Raw genomic sequence first — 22,262 nt, 5'->3', positions numbered from 1 at the left:
ACGGGTCGGGCCCGGTGCAGAGGTTGAGCTATGGGTCGGTTCAAGAAGGGGCCTGTCGGCCCCTCGCTGTTTATTGAATGATGTTCAGGTCGCGGCCGATGCGGATGAAGGCATCGATGGCCCGGTCCAGCTGTTCGCGGGTGTGGGCGGCGGACATCTGGGTGCGAATGCGCGCCTGACCTTTGGGCACCACGGGGAAGGAGAAGCCCACCACATAGATGCCCTCGGCCAGCATGCGGCTCGCCATCTCCGCGGCCAGCTTGGCGTCCCCCAGCATGACCGGGATGATGGCGTGATCGGCCCCGGCCAGGGTGAAGCCGGCGGCGCTCATGCGGGCACGGAAGTAGTCGCTGTTCTCTTTCAGGCGGGCGCGCAGGTCGTGACCCTGTTCCAGCAGCTCGAGCACCTTGATGGTGGCCGAGACGATGGAAGGGGCCAGGGAGTTGGAGAACAGGTAGGGGCGGGAGCGTTGACGCAGCCAGTCGATCACCTCTTTTTTGCCACTGGTGTAGCCGCCGGAGGCGCCGCCGAGGGCCTTGCCCAGGGTGCCCGTGATGATGTCGACCCGCTCCAGCACATCGCAGTATTCGTGGGTGCCGCGGCCGTTCTCGCCGATGAAACCGACGGCGTGGGAGTCATCCACCATCACCAGGGCGTCATATTTGTCCGCCAGATCGCAGATGGACTTGAGGTCGGCGATGACACCGTCCATGGAGAAGACGCCGTCGGTGGCGATCAGCTTGAAGCGGGCACCATCGGCTTGGGCTTGCTTGAGCTGGGCTTCCAGTTCGGCCATGTCGTTGTTGGCATAGCGGTAGCGCCTGGCCTTGCACAGCCGCACGCCGTCGATGATGGAGGCGTGGTTGAGGGCATCGGAGATGATGGCGTCCTCGGCGCCGAACAGGGTCTCGAACAGACCGCCGTTGGCATCGAAACAGGAGGAGTAGAGGATGGTGTCCTCGGTGCCGAGGAAGGCGGAGAGCTTCTGCTCCAGCACCTTGTGGCTGTCCTGGGTGCCGCAGATGAAGCGCACCGAGGCCATGCCGAAGCCATGGCTGTCGAGGCCTGCCTTGGCGGCGGCAATCAGCTCGGGGTGGTTGGCCAGGCCGAGATAGTTGTTGGCACAGAAGTTCAGCACCTGCTGCTGGCCGACCTCTATGCTTGCCTGCTGCGCCGAGCTGATGATGCGCTCCTGCTTGTAGAGTCCTTCTGCCTGCACTTGGTCAAGCTGCTCGGTCAGGTGGCGATAGAATCCGTTAGACATCCTCGAACCTCATTGGCTATTACAGCGGTTTATCAACATTGGGCAACATTTTACTGCAACTGCGTCCCATCAATTCAAATTATTATGCTGATATTCAACATGTGTGAAACAGATCACCCGAAGCCTTGTGCCAACTGGCACTGACCGCACCGCCGATCCTGAGAAAGGGAGCCGTCTGGCCTGCCTCTTCCGCTCCGGATGAGCGGCGCGGCCCGCCATGTCGGGCGAGTTCCGCCCTCAGCCGCCCAGCTGTGCCAGCTGGCGGTAGTGTTGTTCCAGTTGCTGGATCCGGGGAGCGACCTGGGGCTGCACATAGGGGCGCAGCAGGAAGAGCACTCGCAAGACCCCCTGATAAAGCAAGGGCTTGGTGATGCGGGTATGGGGCGCCTGGGCAATCTGGAAGGGGATCCAGCAGGTGACCACCATCTTGATGGTCTGGCCAAGATCCGGCAGATCGGCGTCGCTGACCGCTATGATGCCCCCTTCGCGCAGGCTTCTGAGCAGCGCCTCCACGGCGGCACGCAGCTGCTCCTGGGCCTTGAGGTACTTGTGTTGCAGCAGTTCGTCGCGACTGAGGATGTCCGGCAGATTGGCGTAAAAGAAGCGGAACTGCCACATCAGGTAGAAGATGGCGTCCAGGTAGCCCATCAGATCGTCGAGCCGGATCTCGGTGCTGCGGGCCGGGGTGAAGCTCTCGCTGAGATGGCGGGCGTACTGGTCGAAGATGGAGTGGATGATGTCTTCTTTGTTGCGAAAGTGGTAGTAGAGGTTGCCCGGGCTGATGCCGAGGTGGGCGGCGATGTGGTTGGTGGTGATGTTGCGTTCGCCCTGATCGTTGAACAGTTCGATGGCGCTGTGAATGATCCTGTCTCTGGTTTTCATCGCGGTTCCCTCTGCCGGGCCGCCTTGCGTCGAGGTCGTATCCCCTGGCGGCCCGTGATAGACTTTTCGGCAATTTCAAATTGGCTCACTATACACAGCTTTAATCGGCCGTCACACGGTGGGCATCAACGCAGACGAGGCAAACTCCATGATCGTAGTAACGGGCGGTGCAGGCTTTATCGGCAGCAATCTGGTCAAGCAACTCAATGCCATGGGACGAACCGATGTGGTGGTCATCGACGATCTGACCGATGGCACCAAGTTCGTCAACCTGGTGGATCTGACCATTGCCGACTACATGGACAAGGATGAATTCCAGGCGCGGATCGTCTCCGGTGACGAGTTCGAGGAGTGGGACGGCGGCATCGAGGTGATCTTCCACGAAGGGGCCTGCTCCGCCACCACTGAGTGGAACGGCAAGTTCATCATGGAGGTCAACTACGAGTACTCCAAGGATCTGTTCCACTACTGCATCGAGCGGGAAATCCCCTTCATCTATGCCTCTTCCGCCGCGACCTATGGCGGGCGCAACGACAACTTCATCGAAGATCCCCGGTTCGAGCAGCCCCTCAACGTCTACGGCTACTCCAAGCAGCTGTTCGACCAGTACGTGCGCCGCTGGCTGCCGGAGATCAACTCCCAGGTAGTCGGTCTGAAGTACTTCAACGTCTATGGCCCGCGCGAGCAGCACAAGGGCGCCATGGCTTCGGTTGCCTTCCACCTCAACACCCAGGTGAAGAAGGGGGAGAATCCCAAGCTGTTCGAGGGCTGCGACGGCTTCCCCGACGGCGGCCAGATGCGCGACTTCATCTATGTGGATGACGTCTGCAAGGTCAACCTCTGGTTCTGGCAGAACCCGCAGCAATCCGGCATCTTCAACTGCGGCACCGGCCGGGCAGAGCCGTTCCAGCACGTGGCCGAGGCGGTGATCAAGCATCATCAGCAAGGGGCCATCGAGTACATCCCCTTCCCGGATCACCTCAAGGGCCGTTACCAGAGCTTCACCCAGGCGGATCTGACCCGCTTGCACGCCGCCGGCTACCCCGACGAGTTCAAGACGGTGGCCGAGGGTGTGGCCGATTACATGGCCTGGCTGAACCGCTGAGTCAGGTTTATGTCATGTCAGGGCGCCCTCTCCGGCGCCCTCTCTGTTTGGGCGAAGGCGAGCAAGAACATGAAGGCGAGTGAGATGACGGGGTTGCTGCATATTTGTCTCTCCCAGGGCTGGGGCGGCCTGGAGATGTACCCGCTGCGGGTCGGCAGCGGCATGATGGCGCGCGGCTGGCGGGTCCATGGTCTGGCGCTGCGCGGCAGCAAGGTGGCCGAGGGCATGAAGGCGCAAGGGTTCGAGGTGTTCGAGCTGGACTCCCGCGGCCAGGGACTGCGCCAGCTGCTGACCCTGCGCCGCTGGCTCAAGGCGCGGGACATCCGGCTGGTGCACTGCCACAAGTCGGGGGATCTGCTGCTGGCGGCCCTGCTCAAGCGCCTGTGGCCGCTGCGGCTGCTGTTCACCGAGCACATGGGGGCGACCCGGCCCAAGCGGGATCCACTCCATCGCTGGATCTACGGCAGGGTGGATCTGGTGCTCTCCATCAGCGACGAGACCCGCCGCCGCAATCTCAAGGCGCTGCCGCTGCCGGCCTCACGCATCGAACGGCTCTGGCTTGGCACCGATCTGACCCGGTGCGATGAGCCCGCCGCGGAGATACGCGCCGAACTGGGGATAGCAGAGGATGCCCTGCTGCTCGGGGTGCTGGGCCGGATTGGCCGGGGCAAGGGCCAGCCCGATCTGCTGGAGGCCTTCCTGCTGCTGGCGCAGGCGCACCCCAGGCTGCACCTGCTGATCGTGGGCGGTACTCAGGCCAGCGAAGGGTCGGACGAAAAGGTGGTGGCGGCACTGCGCCAGCGCATCAACGAGGCGGGCGTGCAGGAGAGGGTGCTGCTGACCGGCTTTCGCCGCGATACCCAGCGCATGCTGCAAGCCATGGATCTGGTGGCCATCCCCTCCCATAACGAGGCGTTCGGCCTGACGGTGATCGAGGCGATGGCGGCAGGCAAGGCCATCGTCGGTGCCAGCACGGGGGCCGTGCCCGAAGTGCTGGGGGAGGCGGGCCTGCTGGCGACCCCCACCGACCCGGCCGCCCTCGCCGGCCAGATAGCCAGCTTGCTGGTGGATGAGTCGCTGCGCCAGCGGTTGGGGATGGCGGCCCGGGAGCGGGCACAGCGGGAGTTCTCCATGAGCCATCACCTGGATGAGCTGGCCCGCCGGTATCAGGGCTGAGACACAAACCCTTCAGGCACAATGAAAAAGGCTTCCCGCGGGAAGCCTTTTTGCTGGATGGCCCCTCAGTGGGCCGCGGTCTGCGGCTCGGTGAAGCCCTTGATCCGGCTGTTGAGCTGCCAGCGCAACAGCTCGGGCAGTGCCTGCTGGCGGGCCTGCTGCGCCTCGCTGACGGGTTGTGCCTGCTCTTTCACCTCCAGCTGGCGGTCATCCTGCCAGGGGTAGAAGCTGGGCTTGCCGCTCATGGGATAGGCGCCCTTGTCATCGATCCAGAGGGTGACGTTGTAGCCGAAGGCGCGCCGCGGGTCATCGACCGGGGCCAGCATGTTGCGCCCGGCCAGGGTCTGATAGGGGGTGTCCGACAGGCTGAAGCCATAGAGGGTGGGGAAGATGTCCTTGTGGGAGCCGACCCGCAGGGGATCGAAGTGCCACCGGCTGTGGGCCAGTATGGTCTTGGGCACATAGAGGTAGAAGGGTACGGCCCGATCCAGCACCTGTTCGCGGGGGTAGAAGGCCTTGAGGCGGCGCATCTGGTGATCGCCGCTGGCGGCGATCAGCGTCTTGTCCCTCAGGGGGGATCCCTTGATGGCGCTGACGAATCGGCCGAGGGCATCGGCGGCGAACTGATAGGTCCTGAGGATGTTGGCCTGCTCTATGTCGCCATCCTCGGCATGGGCCATGACCCTGGGGGTGGGGGTGGTCGGCTGCGGCTGGTAGCGGGCCGGCGTCTCGTAGGGAGGGTGATTGGTGATGGTGAGAATGCTGATGAAGAGCGGCTCGCGGGATTGCTCCAGCAGGGTGCGGGCCAGGCGATAGGCGTAGTCATCGGGTACGCCCCAGGCGGTGACCTCCTTGGCGGCCTCGGGGTAGCGCTTGATCAGGGCATTCTGGTCATAGACCTCGTCGACCCCCTGCACCGGCAGGTAATTGACCAGGTTGCGCCACATCATGTTGCCCGGGGAGATGAAGACCAGCTTGTAACCCGCCTGTTTGTAGAGGGCAAACGGGGTACCGCTCAGGGTCTGGTGCTGGGCCGAGCTGTGGCTGATGTTCTGCACCGGGCTGTGGAAGAAGAGGGCGGCCAGGGAGGGGGCCGTGCCGTTGTCTTCCGACAGGAAGCGTTTGAAGACGAAGTCTTCTTTGAAGTGGGGGCGCAGACTGCCGAGCAGGTCGTTCTTGCCCGGCTCATCGAAGGCCAGCATGTTGCTGCCAAAGCTTTCCATCAGCGCCATCACCACATGGGGCTTGTGGGCGGCGAGCCAGGGATTGACCGGGGTGCGCGCCATCAGGGAGCCGAGCCCGCTGCGCTCAAGCAGAGCCTCTCCCTCGGCCTGGCTGACCGGGGTGAAGACGATGTCCTCCGCCCTGTCCTTGATGGCCCAGTCGATGGCCATCAGGCCGTTCGGGGTCAGCTTGTTGAGGGCGAGCAGATCCGATACCTGGGCGTTGCCGCGGCGCAGGGGGAAGGTGCCCACGCTGCCACGGCTGATGACAAACAGCAGGGTCAGGGCGATGAGCAGGTAGACGATGAAGACGGGCAGGGGCCAGGGCTTGTGGCCGGTGCGGGCCAGCGTACGCCTGGCCCAGCGGGCCGGCAGCCAGCCCAGCAGCAGCGCCAGGGCCAGCCCCTTGATGATGGGATAGTCCTGCCACATGTTGGCCAGCACGGCCTGGGTGTCGTCTTCGACCAGGCCGAAGGCGAACACGTCTATGTGGGTGTGATAGGTCTGGTAGTAGTAGTAGTTGCCGATGGCGACGGCGCCGATGAGAAAGGCCGTCAGCCCCAGCAGGCGCGGGGCCCAGCGCTGCATGCCCTGCCAGCCGCGTTCGCCCGCCGCCAGCATGAGCCCGACCAGGACGAAGGGGGAAAGCGCCATGCCGGCGATGCGCAGGTCGTAGCGCAATCCGGTCAGCCACATGCGCCGCAGATCGTCGGCCCGATCCTGCAGTTGTGCGGGCTCGACGAAGTGGTCCAGCATCAGATAGCGGGCCGCCATCAGGATCAGTACCAGCCAGAGCAGCTGGTAGCCCAGGGTGCCCAGCAGGGTGCGCAGTCTTGTTTGATACATGCAAGTGTCCATTCACTACCAATAAAACCGGCCCCTGGGGGCCGATCGGAGATCGTGATGCCATGGCCCGTGGCGCCGGGCCAGGATGCGACCCGCCGCTTGCTGCGGGCACGCCCCAACGGCGGGCGACATCGACCCCTATGATAAGGAAACTCGCGGCGAGCCGTGAAGGGTTTCTTGCTTGCGTAGGGACGAGGGGCTCAACCGGGGAAGGGATGGGCCTGCCCCCCCAGCTTGACGTACCAGTGTTGTGCCAGCTTCTGGCCCGCCTGTTTCTCCTTGGCTTGCAGGGCCTGCTCCAGCTCGTCGCGGGCCTGGGACGCTTGCGGCTCGCCATTGGTGGCCGCGAGCAGGTACCAGGCATAGGCCTGGATCTGGTTGCGCGGCGCCCCCAGTCCCTGTTCACGCATCATGCCCATGCGGTATTGGGACGGCTGGTGGCCCTGATTGGCGGCCAGGCGATACTCCTTGAAGGCGGCGCCATAGTCGGCCTTGCCCCCCTGGCCCAGGCGGAGCATCTCGCCATAGGCGTAGCGGGCATCCACCTCATGCTGCGCCGCCGCTCTGGCATATTCGCGCCTTGCCCCCTCGAGATCACCCGCCTGCTGGTGCAACTGACCCAGATCGTACTGGGCGCGGGCCAGACCGCCATCGGCGGCCAGGGTCAGCCAGCGTTCCCGCTGATCGGCCTCGCTCTGCTGCAAGCTGAGCTGATACTCGGCCTCATGGTTGCCCTGTCCTGCCGCCAGGGTGAGCCAGTAGTGTCCCTGGCTCGGGTTGTGTGCCAGAGGATCCCCCTTCATATAGGCTAGGCCCAGCCAGAGCTGCGCCTCGGCGGAGCCCCCATCGGCGGCTCTTTGGTAGAGATCGGTGGCCTCTTTGGCATCGGCTCGTTTGGCCAGGATCAGCAGGGCGTCGGGCTGTTGCTGGTCGGCGGCCTGCTTATACCATTGGGTGGCGATCTCTTGACTCTGGGTGACGCCGAGCCCCTGCTCATAACGCTGCCCCAGCTGGTACTGAGCCTGGCGATCTCCCCGCTTGGCGGACGCGGTCAGCCAGTGCAGCGCCTCCTCGCTGCCATCGGGCTGAGTGGCATACCACTGTCCCAGCAGCAACTGAGCCTGTGCATGGCCCTCTTCGGCGGCCGGGGTCAGCCAGTCGAGACACTCCTCGACCAACTTGCCCCCGTGGCGGGTCTGGCAATCGAGGCCAAGTTGATAACCGGCCTCCTCGTTGCCGAGCCTGGCGGCGTTTTGCCACCATTCTCTGGCCCGAGTCAGGTTTCTGGGCTCACCCAGGCCGGCCTGATACCAGTTGCCGACCTGCAGCGCCGCCTTGCCCCTCAGTTCGGCGTCTGTGTTGAGAGTGCCAAGCTCGCTGGCCCGTTTCATCCAGCCCATGGCTGCAGGATAGTCAGGCTTGGCAGCCAGTCGCTCGGCCAGCTCATACTGGGCCTGACCCTGGCCCTGCTGGGCGGCGGTTTGCAACTCGGCATCGGATACGTGGCTGGACTGGCTGATACAGCCGGCGAGCAGTAATACAAGCAATACGGGGGAGAGTTTTTTCATGGTAATTGGTTCACGGGGTGGTTAGTGAATGGCTGTTGGCGAATGGCTGGTTGGGACAGTTAGCTGCCGTATCAGGACTATTCGCATATTGTTGGCATCGAGGATGCCCGATCTTTCTATTCCTTTGGGCTTGAGGACTGCCCTGCTTGTTGTCCAGAGGTTGGGCTTGGCTCAGGGGGCCTCTTTCCGGCCAGCCGTCGCGGTGACTTTCAGCGGGGAGCACAGGATGGTAATGACGGTGTAGAGAGGGAATGTTGACCGCCTGAATGCAGATGGCCAACATTGTGGTCAAGAGTGTTTAGTTGACTGGCTCAAGATCCGTCCTGGGTTGTTTGGCGCGGTAGTCATCCATGATGGGGGCCCAGTCCATACCGAGTGGCAACGGGTATTGTTTGAATAGCTCGCCATATTTCTTGTCGAAATCATCCATGCCATATTGGCGGGCCACCGGAACTTTCTTGTCATACCAATCGTCGGTCACCTCTTCGGCGATACCGCGAGTGAGCAGCAGGTCAGGGCTTAGTTGCAATCCGCCACCGGTTAGCACAACCTCAAAATAACCACCGGGAGCCAGGCCAAAGTAGAGGCGATTTCGCCTGTCATACCGTCCCTCGACTGAGTAGACCTGGCGCATCTGTTGCTCCAAATCGCCAGGCGGTCTGACCGCTATGGCTGGTGAGTGCCAGCGGGGTGCCAAGGTAATGCAGTCGATGGTGGGTGTCCCAATATTTTTATTCTTCACTGACTACCGATAGATGGCTACCTTTTTACCAATTTTCATATTTTTAACATCAACATCTAGTTGAATTAAATCATCATGAGGGTTATCAAATAAACCATCTTTTGGTATGACGATTATGGATATTCCTGATGAAGAAGTATGACAGTAGTTAAGCCCTCTATAACTAAACATATTGCTTTCAATTGATATGGCTCCTAGCTTGTCACCACGAGCTGAATAAATTTCCAGCTTTTTATCTTTCCAGTTTTCCACAACAATATGTTGTTGATCTTTTGACATAAATGCAGCAGTGTCATCTGTACAATCTATAGTTACCTCAACACCTGAGTGCATCCATGATACTAGGTGACGAGAGCCATTCTTGATATATTTGAATATGTCCTGCTTCATGGTTAGTCCTGTGGTAGCTCTTCTATCTTAACAATGTCAAAATAATGGCTGTTAGTGTATTAATTATATTTGTTTGGTCTTGCTGCTGCCCACGCCTCATCGTTTAATTTCACTTGCCCCCCCGCCGGGCAGGTAGTTATATCTTCCGTCAGGTAGGCGCTCTATCTGTGGTCCTACAGGCCCACTCAGTACATCTAAAGATTTTCTTAGCCTATAGGTAACGACTAAATCCAAGGTCTCTTTCCATTCTTCTTTTATGGCAAGAATGTTCCTGCCATAACTTTAGTTTGGAATGTCATCAGTGGTGGCAAATCTCCCGGGAGTATTCTCTGCACCTCTATTTACAATCATCCGTATTTCTTCGCCAGCATTCATGGTTTGCGTTTTTGGCGTAAAGCCCACTGGCCATGGTGATTCTTTTTCTCTCACCTCTTCAAATGCACTGACTAAGGCATCGTCATCCGCAAACTGTCTTGCATGATGCCGTTCAAACTGCCCGAATACATCCTGTTGTTCCGGAGGGACTCTTGAACGGGCCGAGGGGAAATCACTCTTAGGACACTGCCCCGGCACATTGCTTAACCCCAGAGGATCCACCCAGCCGGTGGGGTTGGGGACGTACTGGTAGTTGTTCAAGCCACCGGCCAAGCCTATCGGGTCGGGGGTGACAAATCTACCCGTGTCGGGCTGCTAGTAGCGGTGGCGGTTGTAGTGCAGCCCGGTTTCGGCGTCATGGTACTGGCCCTGAAAACGGAGCGGGCTCTCGACCTCGGCGATTTCCTGCTTCCAGACATTGCCATAGGCGCGATAGCGCACTCGCCAGGCGGTCTGACCGCTATGGCTGGTGAGCGCCAGCGGGGTGCCTATCTGATCGAGCTGGTAGTGATATGGCTCTGCCGCTTCCCCTTCTCCCTCCAGTTGGACCAGGGGCCTGAAGCTGCCTGGCTCGTAAATGAAGCTGCGATAGGTGCCGTCGCTGCGGCTCTCCGCGATGAGGTTGTTGGCCTGCCACAGGAGCTCGGTGATCTGCTCATCGGATCCGTCCGTTACCGCCTTGCGAATGCGGCGGCCGAAGGCATCGTAGTCGTAGCAGGTTGTGCGGCTATCTAGCAGTCCGCCCCTATTCAACCCATTGCGTCTGCATCAAAACAGTGTGGGTCCTAGAATCCTTTTCAATGTCATTTCTTGTGGAAATGAGTAACATCAAGCTAACAGCCGAACTGAAATTATTTTCTACATATTGAGTATTCGCTTGGGCTGCTCCAAGATATAACATTGTACTCTTTCGATATCATATGTTTATCCTTATAAAAACCAACTACTTCTGAAGGATACCATCCATGCCCATAAGTAAAGAGCGCTTCATGTTCAATCAAATTGTTTATTATTTTTATTTTTTGCTCTTCATCGATAATGGTGAGGGTCATAAAATCACCATCATGAGAAAAACCAAGGCTAGACATTGCATTAACCAGAGACTTTTCAATGACTCTTATCTTAATTGTGTTCCCTGCTAGTTCGGATACAACAATTGAATCACTCGGTATTATTTTCATTCAACTTTCACCCTTAACATTATCGGGGTTGATGTCGGTACAGAATCTATAACTAGCTCTGGAGCGCCCCCAGGAAGATGCTGGCCAGCCCCCTTGAAATAATCGTTTCCAGATAATTGGCTACGAGGGCTCATACTGTTTATTCCTTTTATTTCTCGCACATTAAAACCTTCTGATAATGACCCTGGATTTAATCCTATATCATTTTCAATAGCGGCAGCCATTATTTTTGAAATGGTTACTTCACCACTCCTAGCATCTTCAAAGTACTTCATCACCCCTCGCGTATCGGTTACAAAAGTCCCATCTCGCCCGATCGACGGATATTGGTCCCAGCTAGTGGGACTTATATTATACCCCACGTCATCAACCAGCATTTGATTTTGCCGTTCTCTAGCGACAACTACACTTGGTGGCTCACTTGGCTTATCAATTGGATTGGGAGATGTTGGGCCTTCTGATGGGCAATTAGCCGCTTTAAACATCAACCCCAGCGATCCACCCAGCCGGTGGGGTTGGGGGCGTACTGGTAGTTGTTCAAGCCACCGGCCAAGCCTATCGGGTCGGGGGTGATAAATTTACCCGTGTCGGGCTGGTAGTAGCGGTGGCGGTTGTAGTGCAGCCCGGTTTCGGCGTCATGGTACTGGCCCTGAAAACGGAGCGGGCTCTCGACCTCGGCGATCTCCTGCTTCCAGACATTACCATAGGCGCGATAGCGCACTCGCCAAGCGGTCTGAGCGCTATGGCTGGTGAGTGCCAGCGGGGTGCCTATCTGATCGAGCTGGTAGTGATATGGCTCTGCTGCTTCCCCTTTTCCCTCCAGCTGGACCAGGTGCCTGAAGCTGCCTGGCTCGTAGATGAAGCTGCGATAGGTGCCGTCGCTGCGGCTCTCACCACCTTACTTAACCCACAACGCTTTGGTAAAAATAGTGGGTGTTGCAATATTCTTGTTTAAATTTATTTAATCATGCGCTCGTTTATTAAGTATTTTTTCTATAAGTCACTTTAAAGTGCTCAGCTAGTATAGGTACTGCTTTCATGCAAAGAGAAGCATCAGCGTAGAATGTTTGCTAAACCTGATTGAGGGTATTCTTTCTTTATTAAAGAGACGTAGTGTTGATCGCTGTAATTAAAACTTACGCTCTCAATGTATCTTTTTGCTTCGTTATGACAAGCGTGCCCAGGCAAAAAAAAGTCATCTTTCAATCTATACTGGTAAAAGTTATCTTCATATATTGAGCAGTAGATATAGCAAGCGTTTGCGGTCAGTTGAAATAAGTCGTCTTCACAGTCTTTGTCTAGCGAACATATAAATATATTCACTCCTTCCTCAAGGTCTTGCAGTGATAACATCCCCCTCTCAATATATGTGAGGAGGTACTTTATTGAGCGGTGGTGGCTATGATCTCCCCAATCGCGGTCTACCACTAAGAAGCCTTCCTTTCCTTTAAAGAAGTTACATGGGTTTTTCTTGAACTCTGATACAAATTCCACACCTTCATATAATTTCATCATTGTAGTCTCGTCGCGTCATCGAAATAGCTAATAAGTTTATCCACATAACCATCGTGTTTGATTTTTTCTGCGCCATGTAGTGCGGCTTCTTTTGCTCCGCCTTTAGTTTTCCCACCAGGAACCCACTCTCCTGAAAGTGCCCCTGGCTCATTTCCTGTGGGCATTTTGTAATTGAATCGCTTGTCGCCTGGCTTGATTCTAATATAGTAGATCTCACTTTGGCTGATTTCTTGTAGCTGGACTTCATTTAAGCCTAGCGCAAGCTCTTTATCCAAGTATCTTGCTCGGCTCATTGGATCTTGAATTTTCTTCGCATTGTCAAATACTACATCCATATCTCCAGATAGTCCGACAAATTTCCCTTTGGGGAGTGTTTTGTGAGGACTCTTTGGGTTGAGCCAGTTAGCAAATTGAAAAAAACCACCGCCTTGCTCTTCGAACAGCTTCTCATGGGCATCAACATACTCACTAGGAAGATATGACTTGGGGTTTTCAGGACGGTTGCCTCGCTCGAGGTTTATTATCTCGTCATATTTATCCTGTGTTATCGGCATATCCGCGGGCTTGGTTGCGCCAGCTGTATTTGCAGCTTTTACCGCGCCGCCAGGACACAGTACATCTTGATTGCTCAGGCCTAACGGATCAACCCATCTCGCAGGATTGGTTCCATATCGATAGTTATTTAATCCACCGAGTAAGCCAATAGGGTCGGGGGTGATAAATCTACCCGTGTCGGGCTGGTAGTAGCGGTGGCGGTTGTAGTGCAGCCCGGTTTCGGCGTCATGGTACTGGCCCTGAAAACGGAGCGGGCTCTCGACCTCGGCGATTTCCTGCTTCCAGACATTGCCATAGGCGCGATAGCGCACTCGCCAGGCGGTCTGACCGCTATGGCTGGTGAGTGCCAGTGGGGTGCCTATCTGATCGAGCTGGTAGTGATATGGCTCTGCCGCTTCCCCTTCTCCCTCCAGTTGCACCAGGGGCCTGAAGCTGCCTGGCTCGTAAATGAAGCTGCGATAGGTGTCGTCGCTGCAGCTTTCCGCGATGAGGTTGTTGGCCTGCCACAGGAACTCGGTGATGAGCGGATCCTGTCCCTGCCGAGCGAGGGTCTTGCGAATGCGGCGGCCAAAGGCGTCGTAGTGGTAGCGAGCCGTACTGCCATCAGGCAGCTCGGCCTGGATCAGTCGATGCTGGCAGTCGTATTCATAGCGGGTGACCAGGGCTTGGCCCTTGCCGCACCGCTCTGTCGTCAGGCGGCCAAACTCGTCATAGTCGAAGTGACGATCACCGCTAAAGAGCAGGCGGTTGCCCTGGGTGCGGGCGCTGGTGAAGGCGCTGCCCTGGGTCTGGCTGAGCAGGTTGCCGGCGGGATCGTGCAGGAAGCGTTCGCTCAGATCGCCGCGCACCTCCAGCAGCCGGTCAAGAGGGTCATAGTCATAGCGGCTCTCTCCCTGCTGACTGTCCCGGATGTGCAGCAGGTTGCCGCTTCTGTCATAGCCGTATTGGCGCTGATGGGTGATCTGCTGCCCTGCCTGCAGCCTCAGGGCCGTGAGCCGACCCTGCTCGTCATATTCATACTGCTGGCTGAGGGCGCCCTGGCTGCGGCGCAACTCAAGCCCGGCGACGATCTGGTGGCGTGTCAGCTCGCTCCCATTGAGATCGATCCCGGTCAGGGTGCCATTGTGATGCTGGTAGTCGAGGCGGTTGCCATCGGGCAGCCGCCATTGGCTTAGCTGGCCCAGGGCGTCGTGCTTGAAGTAGCTGGAGGCCCAGCCCTGATGCTCGGCGGTCAGCCTGCCCGCCTTGTCATAGCTGAAGGCCAGGGGCCAGTGACCGTCCTCTACCGAGGTGAGCTGGCCGTGTGCATCATAGTGGAAGCTGATCTCTTGACCATCGGGCAGCACCTTGCTGGTCAGGCGGCCCATGACATCGCGTCGATAGAGGGTAACCAGCTCGGTGCCCGAGCGGCCGACCTCGGTCTTTTCAGTCAGGCGACCGTTCAGGTCATAGGCATAGCGGCTGGTGCGGCCATCGAATCCTGTCTCTTCGGCCACCAGGCCGTTGGGATGATAGTGAATGCGATGCTGCTCGCCATGTTCGTTCTCGATCTGGCTCAGAAACCGCTTGGCATTGTCGTAGCGATACTTGAGCTCGCTGCCATCTGGGTTGATGCGCCGACTGATCAGATGCAGCCGATCATGGTATTCGTAGCGGGTCTCGCGGCCCTGCTCGTCCCATTCATGGGTGACCTTGCCATAGGGGTTGTATTGAAAACGACGGGTGCCGCCGCCGGGCAGGGTGATCTGGCGCAGACGATCTGCGTCGTCCCACTCATAGCGGGTGATGGCTCCTCTGGCGTCCTGCCGCAGGATCTGGCGGCCACGCTCGTCATAGCGCCAGCGGGTCAGAGTGCCATCGGCCGCCTTCTCCTCGATCAGCTGGCCTAGCCGGTTCCAGCCAAGCTGGATGCGGCTGCCATCGGCTTGCTCCACCCAGGCCAGCTTGCCCTGGGCCGTGTAACCGTAACGGGTCTGCTGGCCCAGGGGATCCAGGCGGCGGACAGGGTCTCCCTGCTCGTTGTGCTCGAAGCGCCACTCCCGATCGCCTTGCTCCAGCTTGCGCAGCTTGCCATCCCAGTAGTGGTAGACGGTCTGGCTGCCATCGGGGGCGATTTCCAGGCTGAGCTGACCCCGATCGTCATACTGGTAGCGGGTCTCGGCCCCCAGCCCATCGCGCGCCAGCACCTTCTGGCCCTTGTCGTTGTAGACAAACTCGCTGACGGCTCCGTCAGGATCTTGCTGGCGGATCAGCCGGGCATTGTCATCATGCTGGTAGACTTCCTGACTGCCATCGGCGTTGTTGACCGTGACCTGGCCCTTTTCATCGTCCCAGTCGTAGCGCACATCGAAGCCGGCGACGTCGCTCCAGTGGCGGATGGCACGGGCAAGGTGTCCCTCTCCCTGCCACTCCCAGAAGAAGCTGGCCCCGCCAGCCAGACGCCGCGCCAGGATCACGCCATCGGCCCGGTACTCGTAGCATTCCCGCTCACCGGCCCCATTCTCGGCGGCGCCGAGCTGGCCCTGCGAGTTGTAGTGATAGCGCTGCAGGGTCGTCAGGCTCTGCCACTGGATGCCGTCGAAGCGCTGCAATTCGATGGCGGTGATCCGCCGGTTGTCATGGCGCAGACGCAATGCCAGACCAGCCTGGTTCTCGACTCGGCTCGGGCGGCCCTGGTCGTCATGGCGGACTTCCAGGCGATTGCCATAGGTATCGGAGAGAGCGGTCAACCGACCTGTGTTGCCCTGCCAGCGAAAATGGAGGAAGGGAGAGTCGGCCTGGGCCACGATGACTTCATCTGCGTCATCTCCCAGATAAACGGCGGCTTTGGCGAGCCGGTTGGTGGCCATGGGCATCTGTCGGGTCGGATGGGGCAGGGTGATGGCCTTGGCCTCGCTGTCCCACCAGGTCAGGGTGTCACCGTGACGTGCCAGGCGATGGCTCAGGCTATGGCTCCACCCTGCCCCCATGCCGCTGTCCATGGCCACGGCCGAGGTGCGATAGAGACGGGTAAAGGTGAACGGCAGCATGCCGGGCAACTGGCCATCGTCCAGGGCCAGCAGCTCTTCCCCCGTGACCATGGAGACGGGGCAGTTGTTCAGGCAGGTTTCGTTTTCTCGCTGGCTTGCATGGCCAGAGCCCGTGGTGGCCGGGCTGGAACTGTCAGGGGTGTTGTCAGCCTGCTCGATACGGGTGGTGGCGTGGTGATCACGGGTCACGGCCGTACCCTGCTCGAGCTTGGTGGTCGTGCCGCCATCGACCAGATCCAGATTGGCCTTCTTGCCTGGATTGAGCTTGTTTTCCCCGGCCAGCAGCACCTTCTTTACCCCCTGGGCGTGCTGCGCCAGATTATGTTTCTTGGAGAGTTCGACCAGGGCGCCCACCAGCCGGGTGATGCGCTCGCTCTGTTTGGCCGCACCGATTGCCTTCACGCCATAGCGGGCGGCGAGTCCGGCTCCCCCGGTCAGCACCACACCGACCAGTACATCGAAGAGCACGGTGGCGACCACCTGGGCACCAAACTCCGTCTGCTGATCCGGAGGCAGCAGCCTGAGCCAACTTATCAGGGCATTGGCATAGAGGTAGAGAAGGGCCTCATCCTGCAACACCAGCAGGCCAGCCTCGATCTGGGATGCTCCGGTTGCCGCCATGGCGGCTGCGTCTATTCCGAATTCGGCCAGTTTCTCGAGGTTCTCCTGAGGGTGTGCCAGCAAGTCGTAGATGGTCTTGAGATCATCCCAGACACTCACCAGGGCCTTGCCTATGCCGCTCACTGCTGCGCCAGCATGGCTGCCCAAGCCTGCGCCGGATGCCGTGTACCTGTCCCAGTCCTGGCTCAGGCTCGCGTTCCACTCCTGGGTTAACCAGGCCACCAGGTCGGCCTGCACGGGGGCGTAGGAGGCAAACAATGTCTCCAGGTCGCTCTTGTGCAAGTCGGGATAGAAGCTGACCCGATAGGATTTACCGGGCTCGAGCTGAACCACTTCGGCGATGCCCTTGGCATCCAGGGTGCCGCTCTTGATCGGCCCGTCATTGACATAGCGGCCCTTGACCCGCTTCACCGGCTCTATCTTGTAAGGGGTGTTGCCTATGGGGATGAAGCGTACCGATTCGAACATATGGACCAGGCGCAAGGTCCCGCTGAGCGGGCACTGGGTGACGACGGACTCGACCTCGCTGCTGCTGGTGCTGGCGGTGATCTTTTGATCGCCCACCTTGATGGTCTGCTCCATGTTCATGCCGAAGGTTTCACCCAGCCAGTAACTCTCGGCATCCTTGCGATAGGCGGCTAGTGATTGCTGGTAATCCTTGATGACTTGGCTGAAGAGCTGTTGTCCGGCGTTGCTCATGCTTGAACCTCTTTGAGCAGCGCTGCCTCGAGCGCTGGCAATACATCGGCTGAATGGGGTTGGCGCAGCTCAAGAAAGCGGGCGACCTTATGGCGTAAATTGGCTTGGGGAAAAGACCAGTAGAGTTGGCCGTTCTGCTCGGCAAGCTGCTGCATCAAGTTGTTGATCAGGGTGTGCTTTTCCTGACTGGCCAAGGTGTTGGCCAGGGCGGGAGGTACAGTCCACCAGGGATAGGGGCGAGGGGGCATCGGCGGGCTGGTGTCCCAGCGAAAGGCATGTCCCCCGGCCCAGAGCGCCGCAATGCCGGGGATTAATTTGGGAAACTCATCCGCCAGGGCGGCCACGATCCGTGTCAGATAGGGGCTGTCCCAATACCGAAAGAAGACGGCGCTGCCTTGATGGAAGACCTGGGTCAACCCCTGCAGGTGACCATGGAGTTCGGTATTGTCTGGCTGGCTGAGCACAAACCCCCAATCCTGGGCCTCACACTCCGCCATCCACGGCAAGAAGGGGCTGTCGCTGCGCAGGGGCACCAGATAGGGCATGACTGCATGCCAATCTGCGTAAGGTGTGCTGAGGTAGAGCCCCTGGGGCATGTCTCGGCCATCGAGCCGATAATAATGCAGCAAGGGTGAGGCATCGCTAGCCCCGGCCAGCACAGCATACAGAGGCGCGCCGTTGAGCGTCTGCAACCAGTCGCCGAGGGGAAGAGACTCAGAGATCACAAGCGCCCTCCTTGCACTTCTCGCACTCTTCGCAGAAGGGGGCGGCACTCTTCATAGTGGCGACTTGTGCCGCGCTGAGGGGGGCCTTGGGCGGGGGGGGTGAAGTGACGCCTTGGGGGGTGACTGGCACCTTGCCTGCCCAGCCAGCACCCGCACCCGGGCCGCCGCCGGAGTTCATCTTGATGGTGGGGCCGACCAGGGTGACACCACCGCCATCGACCTTGAGGAAGCTGCCACCGACCTTGACGGTGATTTCCGAGCCCGCCTCCAGCACCACCTTGGCCCCTGCCTTGATGTGGATCTGCTGGCCCGCCTGGCCGAGCCAGCTCTGTCCCAGCTTCTGATGCAGTGAGCTATCCACGGTGAGGGAATAGTCCCCCTTGATCTGGTCGCGCTTCTCGCCATCGACGCTGAGATGGTCGTTGGCCTTGATGCGGGTCACCCGCTCATTGTCGATATCCCGATGCTCGTCGTGCTTGATGTGCCAGGCCGCGTCGTTTTCGATGAGCAGGTTCAGGTCTTTCTGACCGTGGATATAGATCTCCTCCTGGCCCGCCTGATCCTCGAAGCGCAGCTCGTTGAAGCCCTCCCCCTGGTGGGTCTCGGTGCGCAGCACGGTGCGGGTCTTGTGGGTAGGCAGCTCGTAGGGCGGCCGGTTGGTGGCGTGATAGGTGCGCCCGGTGACGATGGGCTGATCCGGGTCCCCTTCCAGGAAGGAAACGATCACCTCGTGACCGATGCGGGGAATGGCCATGATGCCGTACTGACCGCCGGCCCAGCCCTGGCTCACCCGTACCCAGCAGGAGCTTTGGTCGCTGCTCGAGCCATAGCGGTCCCAGGGGAATTGCAGCTTGACCCGGCCGTGCTCGTCGCAATAGATCTCCTCCCCCTCGGGTCCCACCACGAAGGCGACCTGGGGGCCGTCCACCATGGGTTTGTGGGGAATGGCGGGGCGCCAGCTCTGCTGGGCCTTGACCACATGGAAGTCGTTGCCAAGGGTAGTGGCGCCATCGCCCCCTTCCTCTTCCAGGGCCTGGGGCTGCTTGCCGATGTGGCGGACATGGACAATCTGCCAGTCGGTGTTGAGGCTGTCGTTGGGGTGCTCGCTCAGGGAGAAACGCTGCCCCGGCAACAGGGCGGCGCAGTTGGACTGGCCCTGGCTCGTCATGGCGTCCTGGCGCAGGGCGTCGAGCCGGTACTGGCTGAAGGCCTTGCCGCTTGGGTCGGCTTTGAAGCGGCCCGGGTAGTCAAAATGCTGATAGCCATCCCGTTGATGGTCGAGGGCGCTGCCGACGACATGATGGGAGAGGCCATAGGCCGGGGTCTTGAAGCTGTAGTCTTTCAGCTCCACCTCGCTGGTGCGCACCGATTCGCGGTAGTGGAACTGGCGTACATAAGGCCCCTGCTCCAGGGAGCGGTTGCCGAGATTGAAGAAGAGCGCGGGGCCCGGGGTCAGGGCGGCGGCATCGTCGGCAAAGACGATGCGGTGCTTGCCCGCCTCGAACTCGTGAAAATAGAAGAGCCCCTCTTCGGCGGCGAGGCGCTCGACGAACTCGAGGTCGCTCTCGCGGTACTGGACGCAGTATTCCCGCTGGGGGTGGTCGTGTTTCAGGGCGAAGGCATAGTCGGTGATACCGGACTCTTGCAGCAGTATGCTGATGATTTCTTCAGGTTTTTGCGCCTGGAAGATGCGGGCGTTGCGACGCAGGGAGAGACGCCAGAGGGCGGGCCTGACGACGACCTGGTAGCGGGTGCGGCGAAAGCCGCTGTCCCCTTGCACCATGTCGCTGACCACGCCGCAGACCCGGCGCTGCAGCTCGCCGTGGTACCAGACCAGCAGCTCGCAGGGCTGGTCGAGCACCTCGGCGAAGGGGATGTCGGCCTGGTGGCTGGCGAGGTCAATGGTCAGCGTGAAGGGGCCGCTCAGGCGCTCATCCAGGCTGAACCCGGCCACGGCGAAGGTGGTCTCGGGCAGGGTGCCCACCCGGGCGGTGAACTGCAATCCTGTGTTGTCTGCCATGGGGCCTCGCGGGTCAGCTCCCCGTCTGGGGAGGGTAAGAGATGTGCCATGGGAGCAACTTTTTCGGCGCCATGGCTACCGCACGCCTGTGACGGCGCGGGATAGGGGGTCATCGTTATCTTTCTGCTGCCCGCTCATCTGGCAAGTGGGCAATAGAAAGAGGCGGGTCTGCGGATGAAGAGGGCCGTGGCGCCGGCCCTGGCATCAGGCGAGATTGCTCTGGATATAACTGGCGATTTGCCGACTGCGGGCATCGCCTCTGGTTTCCAGCTCGGCAATGACTTCCCGGATGACTCCTCGGTAGACCAGAGAGCCATTGACCAGGGTTCTGTGGCTGTGGCCTATGTCGGTGAAGGTGGCCCCGCCCCTGTGCAGATGGATATGGGGTTCACCCGTATCCGGATAGAAGGATTCTCTTGGCATCATTTGTCCTCGATCTATGGAGACGAGAGGGAGCCTCGATCAGGCTCCCTCGTGCGGCATCAGGCTTCGATCGGTGCGCGCCAGTCGTCAGCACCCGAGGTGCCGGCCACTGTGTGCTCCCAGTCGATCTTGCGATAGGCCAGGGAGACCTGGATCAGCTGGGTGAAGTCGGCGTTGGCCGGATCCTGGCAGTGGGGCATCTGGCAGTCGATGTCGACGATGGTGGCGTCGGTCAGCACGGTGGAGAAGAAGTGCTCCTGCTTGCCTTCGACCGAGGTGCGGTACCACTTCAGGGTCACTTTCGGCAGCATCTCGCCGGAGGCGAGGGAGTTGTACATCAGCGGTACGGCCTTGTTCAGGGCCACGGTGAACTTGAACGGCTTGTGGACACGCTGGCCGGCAGGCTGACCGGATTGCGGATCGGTCGGCACAGTGACCACGTGCTGGAACTCTTGTACCAGCATCTCGTCTTCATGGCCCTGCACGAAGATGTTGCCGACGGAGTCAGAGGTGAAGGCACCGGCAGTGATGTTGCCCTGGGTTTTACCTTCGATGCTGATATAACACGGAGTTGGCATGGTAATGCTCCTGGTTGAGTGATGGATGGCGGCGCACATGCGCAACCCGACCAGCACTGAACCAAGAAGCGTGCCAATGAATAGGCTTAATATAAGCCATTGTTTAATAATAAGTTATTCTTCATGGTGATATGGAGCTTGGCTTGGGCGCGCAATTAGTTGCGCATGTCAGAGGAAATCGCTGGCATCGGTTGCAGCTTGGATGTTCATGCTGGATGGTGCGCAACAAATTGCGTCAATCAGTCAATCTGTCTGTTTTGGGGCGGTGAGATAGGGTGTCCGGCCCGGCTTATATGGCGAGGGGGCGGCTTTGCCATCGAGCCGAAGCGTAAAGAGCCCTTGTGGAGCAAGGGCTCGTCTCTCTGGCATCAGGTGATGTTCAAGCAAGCATCACTCAATGTTCTGGATCTGCTCGCGCATCTGCTCGATGAGGACCTTCAACTCGACGGCGGACTGGGTCACCTCGGCGTTGATGGACTTGGAGCCCAGCGTGTTTGACTCGCGGTTGAACTCCTGCATCATGAAGTCGAGGCGACGGCCGCAGGCGCCCCCCTTCTTCATGATCTTGATGGTCTCGCCGATGTGCATCTCCAGGCGATCCAGCTCTTCGGCCACGTCGATCTTCTGGGCCAGCAGCACGATCTCCTGCTCGATGCGGGCCGGATCCAGCTCCACCTTGGCCTCGGCCAGGCGGTCGGTGAGCTTCTGGCGCTGCCACTCGATGATCAAGGGCAGGTGCTCGCGCACCTTCTTCACTTCCACCTGGATGCCGTCCAGACGCTGCTGGATCAGTGCCTTGAGGTTGGCCCCTTCGCTGGCGCGGGAGGCGAGGAAATCTTCCATGGTCAGATCGAAACCGCCGAGCAGCTCGGTGGCGACCGCGTCCATGTCCTGCTCGGCGGCGGCCATGACACCCGGCCAGCGCAGCACGTCCACCGGGTTGAGCTGGCCCTGGCCCGCCTCTTTCATTACCCAGTTGGCACTGTCGATGATGAGCCTGGCCAGCTCTTCATTGATGTGGAGCTGGCTGGCGGCGGCCTGCGCGGCCTCGAACCTCAGGTTGCACTCCACCTTGCCGCGCTGCAGCTTGGCGCGGAAACGCTCACGCAGAACCGGCTCCAGGCTGCGCAGTTGCTCCGGCAGGCGGATGTAGGTTTCCAGATAGCGCTGGTTGACCGAACGAATTTCCCAAACGGCTGTGCCCCAGTCGCCCTTGAATTCCTTGCGGGCGTAGGCGGTCATGCTGTGAATCATTGATTGTTCCGGGCTTGATGAAGTGTGTGGCCAGTATACTCAGCCGGGCTTGCCCCGTCAGCCGACGGCGTGGTTTTAGCGGCTGATATTT

Annotated in this window: 18 protein-coding genes and 2 pseudogenes; 2 read left to right on the top strand and 18 right to left on the bottom strand. The window is 59.6% G+C overall.

Going from position 1 to position 22,262, the window contains the following annotated elements; genetic code table 11:
* Window positions 1-70: 70 nt before the first annotated feature.
* Both BN1119_RS10390 and BN1119_RS10385 read right to left on the bottom strand, forming a co-directional pair.
* Window positions 71-1,264: a glycine C-acetyltransferase gene (locus BN1119_RS10390; protein ID WP_041997589.1), complete on the bottom strand. Its 1,194-nt coding sequence runs from the start codon at window positions 1,262-1,264 to the stop codon at window positions 71-73.
* Between the two features lie 237 nt (window positions 1,265-1,501).
* The gene (locus BN1119_RS10385) at window positions 1,502-2,146 is read right to left on the bottom strand and encodes a TetR/AcrR family transcriptional regulator (RefSeq protein WP_041997586.1); all 645 of its coding nucleotides are present in this window, start codon (window positions 2,144-2,146) and stop codon (window positions 1,502-1,504) included.
* Between the two features lie 148 nt (window positions 2,147-2,294).
* On the opposite strand from BN1119_RS10385, the gene rfaD reads away from it, so the two are divergent.
* On the top strand, window positions 2,295-3,251 hold the full coding sequence (gene rfaD, locus BN1119_RS10380) for an ADP-glyceromanno-heptose 6-epimerase (protein WP_041997584.1): 957 nt from the start codon (window positions 2,295-2,297) through the stop codon (window positions 3,249-3,251).
* Window positions 3,252-3,320: 69 nt separating this feature from the next.
* Window positions 3,321-4,427 (top strand): glycosyltransferase family 4 protein, encoded by a 1,107-nt coding sequence (locus BN1119_RS10375; protein WP_244463721.1) that lies wholly within the window; start codon window positions 3,321-3,323, stop codon window positions 4,425-4,427.
* 65 nt (window positions 4,428-4,492) lie between these two features.
* Here the strand turns inward: BN1119_RS10375 and BN1119_RS10370 are convergent, their stop codons facing one another.
* The 16 genes and pseudogenes from BN1119_RS10370 to BN1119_RS10320 all read right to left on the bottom strand — a co-directional run bounded on the left by BN1119_RS10370 (window position 4,493) and on the right by BN1119_RS10320 (window position 22,171).
* Window positions 4,493-6,496: an LTA synthase family protein gene (locus BN1119_RS10370; RefSeq protein WP_084205410.1), complete on the bottom strand. Its 2,004-nt coding sequence runs from the start codon at window positions 6,494-6,496 to the stop codon at window positions 4,493-4,495.
* A 200-nt stretch (window positions 6,497-6,696) separates the two neighbouring features.
* A complete protein-coding gene (locus tag BN1119_RS10365; RefSeq protein WP_084205409.1) occupies window positions 6,697-8,064 on the bottom strand; it encodes an SEL1-like repeat protein in 1,368 nt (455 codons plus the stop codon).
* Between the two features lie 298 nt (window positions 8,065-8,362).
* Window positions 8,363-8,734 (bottom strand): annotated as a pseudogene (locus BN1119_RS10360) (DUF2931 family protein); the annotation flags it as partial.
* 75 nt (window positions 8,735-8,809) lie between these two features.
* Window positions 8,810-9,196 (bottom strand): hypothetical protein, encoded by a 387-nt coding sequence (locus tag BN1119_RS20465; RefSeq protein WP_157438654.1) that lies wholly within the window; start codon window positions 9,194-9,196, stop codon window positions 8,810-8,812.
* Window positions 9,197-9,478: 282 nt separating this feature from the next.
* Window positions 9,479-9,832, bottom strand: coding sequence for an RHS repeat-associated core domain-containing protein (locus BN1119_RS20915; RefSeq protein ID WP_244463722.1), 354 nt, complete (start codon window positions 9,830-9,832; stop codon window positions 9,479-9,481).
* A 3-nt stretch (window positions 9,833-9,835) separates the two neighbouring features.
* Window positions 9,836-10,324, bottom strand: a pseudogene (locus BN1119_RS20460) (RHS repeat-associated core domain-containing protein); the annotation flags it as partial.
* Between the two features lie 98 nt (window positions 10,325-10,422).
* Complete coding sequence (locus BN1119_RS20455) at window positions 10,423-10,752, bottom strand: NADPH-dependent FMN reductase family protein (RefSeq protein ID WP_157438653.1); 330 nt, start codon at window positions 10,750-10,752, stop codon at window positions 10,423-10,425.
* Entirely contained in the window at window positions 10,749-11,237 is a 489-nt protein-coding gene (locus tag BN1119_RS20680; protein ID WP_209434905.1) for a hypothetical protein, read from the bottom strand. The genes BN1119_RS20455 and BN1119_RS20680 overlap by 4 nt, the downstream gene beginning before the upstream one ends.
* Window positions 11,237-11,473, bottom strand: a complete 237-nt coding sequence (locus tag BN1119_RS21030; protein WP_041997577.1) for an RHS repeat-associated core domain-containing protein — start codon at window positions 11,471-11,473, stop codon at window positions 11,237-11,239. The genes BN1119_RS20680 and BN1119_RS21030 overlap by 1 nt, the downstream gene beginning before the upstream one ends.
* Window positions 11,474-11,805: 332 nt before the next feature.
* Window positions 11,806-12,267, bottom strand: coding sequence for a hypothetical protein (locus tag BN1119_RS20445; RefSeq protein WP_157438652.1), 462 nt, complete (start codon window positions 12,265-12,267; stop codon window positions 11,806-11,808).
* Window positions 12,264-17,171 carry an RHS repeat-associated core domain-containing protein gene (locus BN1119_RS10345; protein WP_041997575.1) on the bottom strand — a complete coding sequence of 1,636 codons (4,908 nt, stop codon included), beginning with the start codon at window positions 17,169-17,171 and terminating at the stop codon, window positions 12,264-12,266. The genes BN1119_RS20445 and BN1119_RS10345 overlap by 4 nt, the downstream gene beginning before the upstream one ends.
* Window positions 17,168-17,896, bottom strand: a complete 729-nt coding sequence (locus BN1119_RS10340) for a DUF4123 domain-containing protein (protein WP_041997574.1) — start codon at window positions 17,894-17,896, stop codon at window positions 17,168-17,170. Before BN1119_RS10340 ends, BN1119_RS10345 begins: the two co-directional genes overlap by 4 nt.
* Window positions 17,886-19,916 (bottom strand): type VI secretion system Vgr family protein, encoded by a 2,031-nt coding sequence (tssI, locus tag BN1119_RS10335; protein ID WP_041997572.1) that lies wholly within the window; start codon window positions 19,914-19,916, stop codon window positions 17,886-17,888. Before tssI ends, BN1119_RS10340 begins: the two co-directional genes overlap by 11 nt.
* A 204-nt stretch (window positions 19,917-20,120) precedes the next feature.
* Entirely contained in the window at window positions 20,121-20,342 is a 222-nt protein-coding gene (locus BN1119_RS10330; RefSeq protein WP_041997569.1) for a hypothetical protein, read from the bottom strand.
* 56 nt (window positions 20,343-20,398) lie between these two features.
* Window positions 20,399-20,917 carry a type VI secretion system effector Hcp1 gene (gene hcp1, locus BN1119_RS10325; RefSeq protein WP_025326621.1) on the bottom strand — a complete coding sequence of 173 codons (519 nt, stop codon included), beginning with the start codon at window positions 20,915-20,917 and terminating at the stop codon, window positions 20,399-20,401.
* A 390-nt stretch (window positions 20,918-21,307) separates the two neighbouring features.
* A complete protein-coding gene (locus tag BN1119_RS10320; protein ID WP_041997565.1) occupies window positions 21,308-22,171 on the bottom strand; it encodes a YicC/YloC family endoribonuclease in 864 nt (287 codons plus the stop codon).
* Window positions 22,172-22,262: the final 91 nt, after the last annotated feature.

Source organism: Aeromonas bivalvium, assembly GCF_000819765.1.
GTDB lineage: Bacteria > Pseudomonadota > Gammaproteobacteria > Enterobacterales > Aeromonadaceae > Aeromonas > Aeromonas bivalvium.
The sequence above is the reverse complement of the archived record's forward strand: the minus strand, read 5'-3'. Positions and strand labels throughout refer to the sequence as shown.

Coding starts and splice junctions, on each gene's coding strand:
- BN1119_RS10370 (WP_084205410.1), bottom strand. CDS start 6,496: ATGTATCAAACAAGACTGCGCACCCTGCTGGGCACCCTGGGCTACCAG.
- rfaD (WP_041997584.1), top strand. CDS start 2,295: ATGATCGTAGTAACGGGCGGTGCAGGCTTTATCGGCAGCAATCTGGTC.
- BN1119_RS10330 (WP_041997569.1), bottom strand. CDS start 20,342: ATGATGCCAAGAGAATCCTTCTATCCGGATACGGGTGAACCCCATATC.
- BN1119_RS10390 (WP_041997589.1), bottom strand. CDS start 1,264: ATGTCTAACGGATTCTATCGCCACCTGACCGAGCAGCTTGACCAAGTG.
- BN1119_RS10385 (WP_041997586.1), bottom strand. CDS start 2,146: ATGAAAACCAGAGACAGGATCATTCACAGCGCCATCGAACTGTTCAAC.
- hcp1 (WP_025326621.1), bottom strand. CDS start 20,917: ATGCCAACTCCGTGTTATATCAGCATCGAAGGTAAAACCCAGGGCAAC.
- tssI (WP_041997572.1), bottom strand. CDS start 19,916: ATGGCAGACAACACAGGATTGCAGTTCACCGCCCGGGTGGGCACCCTG.
- BN1119_RS20465 (WP_157438654.1), bottom strand. CDS start 9,196: ATGAAGCAGGACATATTCAAATATATCAAGAATGGCTCTCGTCACCTA.
- BN1119_RS20445 (WP_157438652.1), bottom strand. CDS start 12,267: ATGATGAAATTATATGAAGGTGTGGAATTTGTATCAGAGTTCAAGAAA.
- BN1119_RS10345 (WP_041997575.1), bottom strand. CDS start 17,171: ATGAGCAACGCCGGACAACAGCTCTTCAGCCAAGTCATCAAGGATTAC.
- BN1119_RS20455 (WP_157438653.1), bottom strand. CDS start 10,752: ATGAAAATAATACCGAGTGATTCAATTGTTGTATCCGAACTAGCAGGG.
- BN1119_RS10375 (WP_244463721.1), top strand. CDS start 3,321: ATGAAGGCGAGTGAGATGACGGGGTTGCTGCATATTTGTCTCTCCCAG.
- BN1119_RS20680 (WP_209434905.1), bottom strand. CDS start 11,237: ATGTTTAAAGCGGCTAATTGCCCATCAGAAGGCCCAACATCTCCCAAT.
- BN1119_RS10320 (WP_041997565.1), bottom strand. CDS start 22,171: ATGATTCACAGCATGACCGCCTACGCCCGCAAGGAATTCAAGGGCGAC.
- BN1119_RS10365 (WP_084205409.1), bottom strand. CDS start 8,064: ATGAAAAAACTCTCCCCCGTATTGCTTGTATTACTGCTCGCCGGCTGT.